The sequence below is a fragment of the Rhodocytophaga aerolata genome (assembly GCF_030503435.1).
GTDB lineage: Bacteria > Bacteroidota > Bacteroidia > Cytophagales > 172606-1 > Rhodocytophaga > Rhodocytophaga aerolata.
The window spans coordinates 1-13,003 of the sequence record NZ_JAUKPO010000037.1; the positions used below are offsets into that span (position 1 = coordinate 1).

10 protein-coding genes are annotated in these 13,003 nt (G+C 39.9%); 4 read left to right on the forward strand and 6 right to left on the reverse strand.

Annotation, left to right across the window (positions count from 1 at the left end):
* Positions 1-344 precede the first annotated feature (344 nt).
* Entirely contained in the window at positions 345-1,907 is a 1,563-nt protein-coding gene (locus Q0590_RS31355; RefSeq protein WP_302041613.1) for a sensor histidine kinase, read from the reverse strand.
* A 512-nt stretch (positions 1,908-2,419) separates the two neighbouring features.
* Between Q0590_RS31355 and bla the strand changes: the two genes are divergently transcribed.
* The gene (gene bla, locus Q0590_RS31360; protein ID WP_302041614.1) at positions 2,420-3,286 is read left to right on the forward strand and encodes a subclass B3 metallo-beta-lactamase; all 867 of its coding nucleotides are present in this window, start codon (positions 2,420-2,422) and stop codon (positions 3,284-3,286) included.
* A 351-nt stretch (positions 3,287-3,637) separates the two neighbouring features.
* Here the strand turns inward: bla and Q0590_RS31365 are convergent, their stop codons facing one another.
* Both Q0590_RS31365 and Q0590_RS31370 read right to left on the reverse strand, forming a co-directional pair.
* A complete protein-coding gene (locus tag Q0590_RS31365; protein ID WP_302041615.1) occupies positions 3,638-4,639 on the reverse strand; it encodes a TIM barrel protein in 1,002 nt (333 codons plus the stop codon).
* 92 nt (positions 4,640-4,731) lie between these two features.
* Positions 4,732-7,539 (reverse strand): PQQ-dependent sugar dehydrogenase, encoded by a 2,808-nt coding sequence (locus Q0590_RS31370; RefSeq protein WP_302041616.1) that lies wholly within the window; start codon positions 7,537-7,539, stop codon positions 4,732-4,734.
* A 148-nt stretch (positions 7,540-7,687) separates the two neighbouring features.
* Between Q0590_RS31370 and Q0590_RS31375 the strand changes: the two genes are divergently transcribed.
* The 3 genes from Q0590_RS31375 (at position 7,688) to Q0590_RS31385 (ending at position 9,890) form a co-directional block, all read left to right on the forward strand.
* On the forward strand, positions 7,688-8,461 hold the full coding sequence (locus Q0590_RS31375) for an NUDIX hydrolase (RefSeq protein ID WP_302041617.1): 774 nt from the start codon (positions 7,688-7,690) through the stop codon (positions 8,459-8,461).
* A gap of 242 nt (positions 8,462-8,703) precedes the next feature.
* On the forward strand, positions 8,704-9,492 hold the full coding sequence (locus Q0590_RS31380) for an RpnC/YadD family protein (protein ID WP_302041618.1): 789 nt from the start codon (positions 8,704-8,706) through the stop codon (positions 9,490-9,492).
* A gap of 92 nt (positions 9,493-9,584) precedes the next feature.
* On the forward strand, positions 9,585-9,890 hold the full coding sequence (locus tag Q0590_RS31385; RefSeq protein WP_302041619.1) for a hypothetical protein: 306 nt from the start codon (positions 9,585-9,587) through the stop codon (positions 9,888-9,890).
* A gap of 189 nt (positions 9,891-10,079) precedes the next feature.
* On the opposite strand, the gene Q0590_RS31390 is transcribed toward Q0590_RS31385, so the two are convergent.
* The 3 genes from Q0590_RS31390 to Q0590_RS31400 form a co-directional block, all read right to left on the reverse strand.
* On the reverse strand, positions 10,080-11,222 hold the full coding sequence (locus tag Q0590_RS31390; protein ID WP_302041620.1) for a bifunctional nuclease domain-containing protein: 1,143 nt from the start codon (positions 11,220-11,222) through the stop codon (positions 10,080-10,082).
* A 305-nt stretch (positions 11,223-11,527) separates the two neighbouring features.
* Entirely contained in the window at positions 11,528-12,034 is a 507-nt protein-coding gene (locus Q0590_RS31395; protein WP_302041621.1) for a hypothetical protein, read from the reverse strand.
* A 162-nt stretch (positions 12,035-12,196) separates the two neighbouring features.
* Positions 12,197-12,634 (reverse strand): UPF0158 family protein, encoded by a 438-nt coding sequence (locus tag Q0590_RS31400; RefSeq protein WP_302041622.1) that lies wholly within the window; start codon positions 12,632-12,634, stop codon positions 12,197-12,199.
* Positions 12,635-13,003 lie beyond the last annotated feature (369 nt).

A 13,003-nucleotide genomic window follows, 5' to 3' on the forward strand; every position in this document is an offset into this window, starting at 1 on the left:
TTAGATGTAACTAAACCACGTAAGAGTTTTAATTCTCCACTTCCTTTTAACTTTGTAGGTGTTCAGATAGGACTTCAATTTAATTTACTTGAATTTTAGTTACTCTTTATTGAAAGGTCTTAACTTATGCAATCCTGCTTGTCAAAAAAAATAATCTTTTATAAAATGAAAGCTAGAAAATTTATATAATTAGGCTCCTTGTTTTTTTGACACTTGTATAGAAGAAAAACTTGAGGATAGATCATGAAGAAAGATTGCTTATTTAGTTTCTCAGAAGGGGTAATTGTTTTAAACTTTCCAAATCTAATTAATATTAATTATCCTATCTCTTCTGTACTTATCATTCATAATGGAACCCTATTGGGCAAGGTCAGCGAAAAAAAGGTTCCTTTTCTAAACTGGCTTTTAAGGGTAATACTTCCTTGCAAGACGTTTACTGCTTGTTTGACAATATAAAGACCTAAGCCTGATCCTTCTGATTGGTCGGTGGCTCTAAAAAACATATCAAATAAATTGCCTTGATAAGCTTCTTTCACTCCTACTCCATTATCCTCAAAGATTATTCTCCCTTGAGAAGGGGAAATGTCAATTGTAATCTTTAAAAAACTCTCATCTTTTGAAAAGTCCTGATACTTGATGGCATTTGAGAGTAAATTGGAAAAAATCATTTTCAGCCTGAAAGCGTCTGAGTAAAAGATTTCTCCATCCAGATGGGTAGAAAGTTTGAGCCGCTCCACTCCTGTAGGGCTTGAGAGTTCTGCTAAACATTCCTCAATAAGGGTGGGAAAGTGGATGTGTTCTTCTTTAACTGGCGTACGTGCATTTCTAGAATATGCCAGCATCGACTTAATAAAGGCATCTAATTTTAGCACTCTTCCTTCTATTAATTCCACATACGCCATTTTGGTCTTTTCCTCCTTTTCCCCTCGGATTATGGTGACTAAGCCCAGGATAGATGTTAGGGGAGCCCGTAAATCATGGGAAGTTTTGTAAACAAACTGATCAAGCTCAAAATTCTTCTCATGGAGCTCCTCTAAGGTAGCTTCTAGCATACTTTGGCTTTGTTTTACCTCTTCTATATCAGTATAGGTACCAAACCACTTGAGAATACTGCCATCCTGATCCTTGTAGGGTAATACATCTACTTGAAACCACCGATAGATTCCATCCTTGCGGCGCAATCGGAGCTGGATCTGGTAGCTAGTTCCATTAGTCACTGCCCTTTGCCGAGCCTGTAAGGTGGGCACTACATCTTGAGGATGAAGCGCTTTTGTCCATCCATCGCCTAAGATTTGCTCCATGGATAAACCTGTATAGACTAGCCATTGCCGATTCACAAAGTCAGCCCCTCCATCAGATGCATTACTGAACACAAGGATAGGAATTTCATTGACTAAGAAGGTATATTCTTTGGAGATAATTTCTTTAGCCAGTTCTGCTTGCTTATGCTTAGAGACATCCTGTATGGCTCCTACCATGCGAACTGCTTTGTTTTGGGAATCATACACGACATACCCTCGCTCCAGCACATAGGCATAGGAACCATCCTTTCTGCGGAACCTGTACTCTTCTTGCCAATGGCTTCCTCCGGTCTGAAATAGAGCTTCCAGACTTGCCTCTACTCGCTGTTTTTCTTCGGGATGCAAATGAGAGGACCAGAAATCAATCGTATGTGCAATAGATGCCCGATCATATCCTATGAGCGTAAGAAAGCCTTCACTCCAGGAAAGGTGGCCTGAAAGCAAATCCCATTCATAGACGGCATCATTGGTGGCTTTCAGGATCAGCTCTTTTTGTTCTTCTGCTTTGGTAAGGGCTTTTTTCAAGCGAATAATTTCTTCCAGGAGCTCTTCCCGGGAGAACTCCTGGAAAGAATCTTTAATTAAATTATCTTCTGGTAGTTGCATAGACTAGGTAAATAATAGGGTTCACACAGGTAAGGGCAAAATACTACATCAAGGTAGCAATAAAATCGTGCTTTAATTCCTTTAAATCAAAGCTTTATATAATAAAATAGCTCCTGGCAAAGAAAGTATTTTTTTGAATAGTAGTAACAAGGACTAATAAAGGAAGGGGCCTGTCGACCAGTGCTGTTTGGTTGATAGCAATAGATTGCCCGTCAAGTAGTAAGTCAATCTCCCAAAAAGGCTGCCTTGCAAATAGAATTGTGTATGTTAATACCCTTGACTCATTGGACATAATGCTAAATCCAAAATGGGTATGACAAACATTGTTAGGCCTCCTTTTCGGACAGAAGCCAAGAAGAAAATTTAAATGTGATTTTTCCCGCTATTGTTGATGAGTTACCTGAAAGGGGGAATTATTTTGACCACCCCTATGTACAAAGCCGAATAAAAATCACACATAAAGAAGATTTTTTAATTAAGTTGGGGCAAAAAGAGTATATCAACCCGAAAAGATGTTAAAAACACTAATACTATTTATAAATCTTTCGATTCTCTGCTTTGAAGCACTCGCTCAACAAGTCATAGAACCTAAATCCACCCCTAGAGAATGGTCTACCCCTTACCCACCTTTTCAAATTGCCGGTAACCTCTATTATGTAGGTACGTATGACTTAGCCTGTTACCTGATTACAACTCCAGAAGGAAGTATTCTTATCAATACCGGACTTGCCTCTTCACAGCCACTGATTAAAGCCAGTATTGAATCATTAGGCTTTCAGTTTTCAGCTATCAAAATCCTGTTAACCACTCAAGCCCACTATGATCACCTGGGAGCCATGGCGGCTATCAAAAAAATAACCCGGGCCCAAATGATGATCAATGCAAAAGATGCAGCCGTATTGGAAGATGGGGGCAAGTCGGATTACGCCTTGGGAGGCCAAACAAGTACCTTTGAGCCTTTACAGGCAGAGCGTTTATTGCAAGATGGGGATACTGTCACACTCGGCGATATGCAGCTTGTCATGCTTGATCATCCGGGTCATACGAAAGGTTCTTGTAGTTTTCTCTTCAATGTAAAAGATGATCAGCGCACTTACCGGGTGTTGATAGCCAATATGCCTACGATCGTTACAGACAAAGACTTTACCCAAATACCTGAGTACCCAGATATTGCAAAAGATTATGCCTACACCCTAAATGAGATGAAAAAGCTCTCCTTTGATATTTGGCTGTCCTCGCATACAAGTCAATTTAGTCTTCATAGCAAACACAAACCAAATCAGAGCTATAATCCGGCTGTTTTTATTGATCAAAAGGGCTATCAAGCAGCCATTAACAACCTGCAAAAGGAATTTCTCAGCAAGAGAAAAGCCAAGTGATCCGGTTTTATGATAGTTAATTTATTCGCCCTTTTATTGTAACTGTTTATGTGGACAAGAGGGGAAAGTGATCAAATTATTATCTTCCCCTCTTGCCCTATTTTACTATTAATAGGAATAATAAAGGGGGATATAAATTAACTCCCCCTTTACAGGTACTCCATTATAAAAATAAAAGTGGGCGAGAGGGGAAAAATTCATGAAATAAAATTTGGGTGTACAGTTTTCACCTCTTTCCCGCTTCTTTCAGAGGGTATTATTTGTTAAGCTATCTGAACTAAGTAATTAGCGCATAGAGTAAAGGTACAAATTTTCTGTATTTTCCTGTAGAGTAATTATTGTACTAACCGGCTAATCGAGGGATGCGCCGACTTTTTCCAGCAGGCGTTTGGTAGCCATAATACCTTCATATTCGCTCAAGTAATTTCCTTTACCGCCTGACATTTGCTTGATAAAAGCCCCTTCATATTCTATTCCTATATACCCCTTAAACCCAGACTCTTTAATAATTTTTAACATTCTGGTGAAATCGGTTTCTGTATCGTTGCCTTTGTCGTCGAACACATGGGTTTTGGCACTTACACCTTTGGTATAAGGCATCAATTTCTTCACACCCTCATATTTATCATACTCGGCAATCACTTTGGTTTTCATAAAAGCTTCTATGGTTTGTGCTTCCGGTTCTGTTCTTCTAATGAAATTGCCAAAATCAGGCAGTACGCCAGCATAGGGATTTTTTACTTTTTTCATCACCCCTACCAGCCAATCTGGGTTGGTAGAAGGACCAAAATGATTTTCTACAATGATGGCCATTTTATTCTTTTTGCCATAGTCTACCAGTTTGCCATATCCTTCAATAGCAGCTTTGGCAACCTCTTCATCCGTTCCTTTCCCGTTCAGATTCACCCGGATGGCATAACACCCTAGGAACTTGGCGGCATCTACCCACTTATAATGATTTTCAACGGCTTTATTTCGTTCAGCAGCATCCGGGCTACCCAGATCGCCTTCACTATCTACCATAATGAGCACATTCTTAACGCCTAAGTCATCGGTGCGCTGCTTGAGTTCTTTCAGGTAGGCCTGGTCTTTGGCTTTGTCCTGAAAAAACATGGATACATATTCTACATTGCTGATCTCAAAGTCGTTTTTGGCCATAGCCGGAAACTCCATGTTGGTCATTTTGCCGCCCATCAGCAAACCTGCCAGGGAAAATTCGGCCAGAGATATATCAAAAAACAGTTTTTTATCGGCAGGCTGTGCATTCAATAATTCGGGCCAAAGGGCTGTAAGACCGAGGCCGGCAGCACCTACACCTACTTTTTGTAAAAATTCACGACGGGATGATTGCATGGTATAAGAAGTTTAAAGATTAGGAAGAAAATAGAAAAGTGGCCCTATTTCTGCATCTTATGGATGAAGCAGAAATAGGGCAGGGATAAGCTTTACTCACCTGCAGCGGCAGATCCGTTGGTATTGTTATGGTATTGAAGCGTATATAAAACAAACAAGGGCTGATTTTTTACCTTTTCGTTTTTGAATACATAGTATACATCATGTACGCCACTCACATTAGTTAATTTTGCTTTTACCTGTTGTGGCGGTGTGCTCATTACTGGTGTGTTGGTGTTAATAATTTGGGAAGTTTCGCCGATCAGCTGGCCGGTAGGTGAATCCAGACGGATTTCTATTGTACCCCCTGCGGCATTGAGCTGGTCTTTGGGCGCTGCCACAGTAAACTCGATCTGATTGATATTAGTTAAGTCGGTTTTGCTGAACCCCACATGGCCGCCTGCACCCATCACAATGACCATCTCAACCGGAAACCCAGGTATTTTAAATTTTTGAATGCCTTGCGTTTTATCTGCGGTGGCAGCCGTTACTTTCGGATTACGCAATACCAGTACTTCTTCCGCTTTGGCTGGTGGCACCCCATTGGCCCCTTTATCGGTATAGGCGGCTCTTACAATAAACACGCCCTGGTCGCCAGCATTCTCAGGGACTTTGGTGGTATACGTGCCTTTCAAGGGTAGATTCACTACTGGTTTTTTCTCCACATCCAGGCTCAGTACATATTGAATGATGTCTTTGGCATCACTCAGGGAGAGTTGTGGATGGGCTGTCATGACGGCATCTCCCCATACACCGCCACCCCCTTGTATGACCTTAGTAGCCAATTTGTTTACGGCCTCCGGATCATTTTTGTACTTTTTAGCCACCGAAATATAGCTGGGGCCTGCTGATTTTTTATCAAGCATATGGCAAGATTTGCAATCACTTGCTTCCATAAGTTTTTTGCCGGAAGCAAAGGTAACAGAGGCATCTGCGGTGCGGTGTCCCTGGGCAATTTCTGCCTGATCAAAGCCTTCTTTCAGATAATCTATGGTGAGGGCTACCTGTGATGGAGAGATTTTACCATTTTCCAGACTGCCATCTTCTTTGTCATTCACCTTTACTTCATAGGTAAAGGATTGATTGGGGAAATAGAAAGTTTTGTTGCCTTTTCCCCTTTCGAAAGACAAGGTAGGGGCTTCATTTCCGGCTTTGATTTCCGTTTGAGCGGTAGATTTCTCTCCCTGCGCATCAGTTACTGTGAGTATGGTCTGATATACGCCTGGTTTATCAAAGGTAAAGGCAGGGTTAGCTTCCATAAAGGTTTTAACCACGGCTCCGGCCTTGTCTGTTATTTTCCATTCATATGTCAGGGCATCTTTATCAAAATCCTGCGTACCTTCGGATGAAAACTGAACGGCGAGCGGCGTAGCACCTAATTTTTTATCTACCGACATTTGTACAATCGGTTTGCGGTTGCCGCCATTGTATTCAATGCGAACCAGCCTGGCATCGTCATTTTCCTGAAACCAGCCGGTGCCGTATTCCAGCATATACATATCTCCTTCCGGGCCAAATTCCAGTTCAATAGGATTGCTAAACTTGTAGCTGGGCATAAAACGCTCCATCCGCAGGTAGTTGCCATCGGAATCCAGTGTAACAGCCATGATCCATCCTCTCATCCATTCGTAAATGAACAATTTGCCATTATAATAATCCGGAAAAGGACGTTTGGCATTCTTGAAGTCTTCTTTGTAATACACTGGTCCGGCCATGGCACTTCTGCCACCAGTTCCCAGCATTGGAAAAAGAATAGATTCAGTGGCTGGATACCAGACCATGGCTCTCTGGGCTGGTGGAAGTTCGGTAAGGCCGGTGTTGTTGGGGGAATTGTTGATTGGCTTAGCTGGGTCGAATTGAGTGCCTGGCTTGCCGGTAGAGAAATCAAAATCCCAGTAGGCTTTATTGTTTCCTACAAAATATGGCCATCCGTAATTACCGGCTTTTCTGGCTTGGTTAAATTCGTCCACGGCCTGCGGACCCCTGTAAAGGGAATCTACCCCAGAATCCGGACCCACATCTCCCCAATACACGAATCCAGTTTTTTTGTCTACGGAAATCCGGTAGGGATTGCGGTGGCCCATAGTGTAAATTTCAGGCCGGGTTTTAGGGGTTCCTTTCGGAAAAAGATTGCCCTCAGGAATAGTATAGGTCCCATCAGCTTCCGGATGAATACGGATAATCTTGCCTCTCAGGTCGTTTGTATTGCCGGAAGATTTCTGGGCATCCCAGGGACTTCTTCCCGGACGTTCATCCAGAGGGGCATAACCAGTGGCTCTGGGGCTGGTATTATCGCCGGTAGAAACATATAGATTTCCTTTGCCGTCAAAGGCAATCGATCCGCCTGTATGGCAGCATTGTTCCCGCTGAACAGGCACTTCTAAGATTACTTTCTTTGAATCCATTACTAGTTCGTCGCCCCGGAATTCGTAGCGGGTAAGAATATTCTTAGGTTCATCTCCGGCAGGCGAATAATACAGGTAGATCCAGTTGTTTTTCTCATACTGAGGGTCTAAGGCCAGCCCCAGCAAGCCATCTTCCGCTTCCGACTGGTTGCCATCTTTAAAAATGTATTTGGTGCTGACCGGAATTTTAGCTACCACTTTAACCTGCTCAGTCGTAGGATTGTATAGTTTCACATTCCCTTTCCGCTCGATAAACAGTACCCGGCCATCTTTAAAAACAGCCAGTTCCATGGGTTCATCCAGTTTTTGGGCAAGCACTACTTTGGTAAACCGGTTTTCTTCCGGAACCTGCGGCGGTGTATCTTCAGGTTTGTACATGTACGACCACAGGCCGAATGCTACGGTTGGGCAAAGCAGAAGCAAAGCAGCCCTACGGAAATAAGAAAAAGTATGCATGATGATATATAATTATAAAATATTATTCAGGGAAGCTGGTATAACCGGAAGCAGATAATGATGCATAAAAAGCATATGGCAGATACAATATTAAGAAAAATTTCTAATGTGTGTCAAGTACACAATAGATTATATTTATATTTGATCTATGAATGCTCCAACATCTATAAAAGAGTTTTTCGAGAGTGGCTACCGGCAGTTTCTGCCACATGTTTCCATTGACTGTGCCATTTTTGGCTTTCATGACAACCAGCTGAAAGTATTGTTGTTAAAGATGAAAAATGTAGAAGGCTGGTGTTTACCCGGAGGTTTTATCCAATGGGCAGAACCAGCCAATGAAGCAGCCCAGCGGATTTTGCAGGAACGTACTGGTATCAGTCAGGTATTTTTGCAGCAGTATTACACGTTTGGTGAACCTGAACGGAATAAAGAGCCCAATTTAAAAGACTTAATAGATAGTCTTAACATTGAGCCAGCAGAAGATAACTGGTTATTTCGCAGGACCATATCTATTGGCTATTATGCCCTGGTTGAATTCTCGAAGGTGACTCCAACAGTTGATCTGCTTTCAGACGAGTGTTGCTGGTGGGATATGCATGAACTTCCAAAATTACTGTTTGACCATGACCTAATGATCGGACAAGCCCTTCAGACACTGCGGATGCAGCTTAATTTTCATCCGGTAGGTTATAACCTATTGCCTGAAAAATTCACCATGCCTGAACTGCAAAAACTCTACGAAACTATTCTCGACCGCCCTTTAGACCGGCGGAATTTTCAGAAGAAGATGCTTTCTCTGCGTATTCTGGAACGTATGGATGAACGGAAGAGTGTAGGCCCTCATAAATCTCCGTACTATTACCGTTTTGATAAAAACAAATATGATCAGGCTTTACAAGCCGGAATCTTGTTGGGATTTTAAAAATAATTAATAGTAAAATAAGCCATTGCTAGTTTTGTAGTATCCTTAAAATAAGGAAAAATGGAAAAAGAGCAAATTTAGTATCCAGATTCTTAAGTTACCTGAAAGGGGGATATGTTTTAACTCTCCTGTTATCTCATACACCATTCGTAAAAATGATTTGCAAGGCAAGCTATAGAAAGCAGCGGTATTTATAAAATAGTTGAAAAGTAGTATCTTGGCTTTACAAACTGACTGATACCTTGGCTAACGATTACGATAAAATACTCAAGGAAAACATTGCTTCCGTATTCTTGCCCTTAACTGAGAAGTACCTCAACATCCGCATTAGGAAAAGTGAAGAACTAAAAGACAAACTACAAACCACTATTGAGAAGGAGCCTGACTTCATTCGCATTGTAGAAACGGATACCAATGAAAGATTTATTTTACACTTAGAATTTCAGAGTGTAGATGAAGAAGGCATGATCTATCGTATGCAGGAATATTATGGTATCATGAGAAAGAAATATGGCTTATCTGTCAAACAGTTTGTTATTTACTTAGGGCAGAAAGCTTCTAAAATGCAGACACGGTTGGCCCCTGATGAAGTCTTCTCAGGATTTACCTTAAAAAGTCTACGAGATTACTCCTATCAACAGCTATTGGCTTCTCAAGTGCCGGAAGAAATCATACTAGCCATCTTGAGTGATTTCGGGAATAAAAAGCCGGTAGAAGTACTGCAAGCCATATTAGGCAAGCTCAAAGAAATTAGTGGAGAGGAAATCTTGTTACGAAAATATATCAGGCAATTGTCAATTTTAGCCAGATTACGTAACTTAACTAAAGAAACGCAAAAACAGATTACAGACATGGGACTTACCTATAATATTACAGAAGATTATCTCTATCAGGAAGGGTTAGAAAAGGGAAAAAAAGACCTGATCATTGAAATGCTGAAAGATGGCACCTTAACCATGGAGAAAATTGCCTCATTAGCCAAAGTTTCAGTAGAGTATGTCAAGCAGGTGGCCAAAGAGTTAAAAAAGTAAAGGTCCTTTACAGCTCTATATTTCTACTAAGCAATCTAGCATTTCACCGCCAGGCAGAAACTACCTGAGTGGAAAATCATTCTAATGATAGTATGAGCAGAAAAGAGATAGAAATTAATCTTGAGGATGTGGAATTGATCATGGGTGAAACTATTCAATTTTTGAGTAACTGTATAGAAAATTGTTTCTGCAGAAACTGTAATCCATCTTTAACCACTATCACCAACTACCGCTTCTTCTTAAATGAGTTAGAAGATATTATTCTAAAAGGAGAATGCATCAAATGTAGCTCTCCCGTGGCTAGATATATTGAGACGGGTGAAAACAAGGAAAGTGCAGGAATGGCCAAGCATATCCGGGAAATTGTAAAGAAATACAAAAAGATAAAAAAACAGTAATAGATTCCCTTCCCTAACAGTAGTTGATTCTATCTTTGATCAGTAGATTCATAAAAGTAGTTAAATAAACTTCCATTTTGGGGTAACTCAAGAAGGGGGCCAGAGGGGAAATAATATTTTAAAACTTAATTTTCCCATTTTGCCCATCCGTGAAGTTTCAAGAAAGGGGACATTAATTTAACCTCTCTTTTATGCTTCCTTGAAAGTAAATTCTATGACTTTATCCACTGCCTGTTGTAATTCTTGTTGAGTTTTGGCTTTGGCTCTGACCTTATCCGGCATCAGCTTTCTGTTTCTCTCCTCAACAACGGAAATCAAGGTGGCTATGCCTATTTCTTTAGCAGGGGTATGTCTATATTTCTCAGGCACCGGAAAGCCTACTTGATCTACTACTTTTTCTGATACATAGATAGGGCTGTCAAATAGTAAGGCAAAAGTGAGTGCATCACTTGGCCTGGCGTCAAATTCCTGCAATTTTTTTCCATTACCTACTTTTATAGAAGAAACAAATACCCCATCGATTATATCATAGATATAGATGCTATCCATTTGCAATTTATGCGCTTTTATCAGGCTAGCCGTCATAGTAAAGACAGAGGGTCTGGGAGAATCTATGTGTTTAAGAGCCATCACCATCTCCATAGCTTCGCTAGTAGCAATGATGATAAGGAAAACTTTTAGATTATCTTCTTCCTGTAGCAGAATAGAGCAGTGTTCCTGATTTGTTGTGCCAATAATAATATCCACAATTCTTACTTTTTTCATTCGCTGTCTTTGTTTTAAAAGTTGATGATAATGATATAACTCGGTATAGTCTTGCAGGGCTTGTTTCAAACTTTGTCTTCCTCTGTGTAAGCGTACCTTTACTGTTTCTATAGATAGGTCACATTCCTGTGCTATTTGTTTTATGTTCTTATCTTCAAAGTAAAAAAGCTCTATGATCTTCTTGTAAACAGGGGTAAGGGAGTCAATGTGTTTACATACAATTTCCCGAACTGCTTGTATGTCTTTATTTTCTTCTACTTGTTGAAGCTGTTGAGAATAGTTTTCTAGAGAAAGATAGCTATGTTGCCTCTTCTTTAAATAATTATTGACTACGTTTTTGACAATCCCTAAAAGCCAAAATCTAAAAAGGGATTTATCTTTTAAATTACTTAGACAGAAATAGGCTTGCATACAAGCTGTTTGTAACAGGTCTTGAGCTAGATCGGCATCTTTTACCATCTGCTTAGCTTTACGCAGACACTCCGGGTAATATTTTGCTATAAGCTTATTGAAGGCAGTTCTATCCTCACTTAGGACTTGATCTATCAGAAAAGTATCCTCATTCATTTGTTAAATTTACTGTAAGTGGCTTAACATCAAGGAAAGGTTACAGAAGGTATGGTAAATTTTTAATATGAGGTTGAAAATATGAAATGAAGGTCAACAGTGATATACTTAAATGTACACAATCAGTAGTTAAACCCATAAAGCAGTGGCTGTATGTATAAGTAAAGCCAATAAGGTAAAAAGTAGAGATATTGGAGTAAGTTAAAAAAATATCCCCCTTTCATGTGACCGACAAGCTCGGTAATTATTTTTATAAATAAAGAATTTTTCCATTAAACATGCCTGAAAACTGGGGCCTTTCAATTCTATTGTTTTCTGTCATTTATTTTCCACCACTCTTTTCCCCATTTACTTTCCATTTTCCTAGCACCATCAGAAATCAGTCTATATAATGGATTGGTGTCGACAAAATCATTCAAATCAGTTTCTCGAAATTCTGAAAAAGGTATTCCAAGTATGTTGAAATACACCTTTGTCCAATCTACCATGCTGCTGGCAGTAACGGAAGAATCTTTAATGTATATGGTTGCTATATGTAAATACAGGTCACTTTGGTCATTGTCTTCCTCTTGAATATAAAAGTCTTTTGTATTTAGTTCATTGAAATAGATTTGGGCAAGACCACTTTCCAATTGTAAAGTCTTAAAGTCATCTTTCATAAAATATTCTGTAGCTATTATGCTTATATCGACGATTTTTCCGACCCACTTATTCCCTTCATTATCGTTTGTTATAGGTCTTACATATACTGACTGCAGAGGGCTACTATCCGTATCTAGCCATTTCTTTTTAAAATAATATATCCATTTCATTTTATAATTTTTATCTTCAGTATTTACAGTTCCTGGTACACTCTTACTAAAAATTATGTGAAGTAACAAACCAAGTGCTGACCCATATTAGCCCCATTGCTGTAACACATTACCATGAGGCAGAGCTAGTTATCGTATGGACGCACTATTATGGGCAGGCCTTTATTCCTCCCATGCTTGATTGAATTGATCAATCTTAACCTTGACCCAATCAATCATCTTCTGGTTCTTGAAAGCAAACCAGATTTGCCGATATTCTCCGGAGTTATCGATTTCGTGTTTGAAGTGTTGAAATGGCTTTTTCTGACTCAAGGCCCGGTAGAGCTGTTCTTGTAAGCTACTTGAAGTAAGCTGTTGGGCAAAATCCTCCATGAGCTGAAAGCCTTCTCGAGAATCCATGCCTTCAATCTCTAAGTAATCCTGCCCATTTTCTTCTACTTTTTGCATTTCCTCCTGGTAAAACTCTTCGTCAAAGTCCAGGTATTTGAGTGGGTCTGGATAGCAGACTAATTCCTGAGTATGCATATGAACAAAGCATTTTTCTCCTATCTCCAATCGTTCAGTTATTTCCTTGATCTGTTCTTTACTCAATTCTATCATTTTCCTTTCTTTTTGCTTATGTCTATAGATTAGCTTAATATAACTATTTTGCTAAAGTGATCCAATAATAATCATTGTTGTAACAACTGTGGATAAAGCTAGCCCGGCTTATTGGGTGAGCAACAGCATCCATCTTATCCACAAGCTAGGCAGCCGGGGCATTCTGTTTAAGAAGGCAGCAAGTAACAATCCTTTTATTCAGATGATCATTTAGGCAATATGCTGAATTACTCGTATGGGATATATACTTTAACTTAAATTGAAGCTTTTGTAAGCTATTAATTTAGCTTACAAAAGCTCTTAACTTTGTGGACACTATTTGGGGGAAGGCCGGTGAGCAAACAATAAAATAAAATATCTATTTGAGCA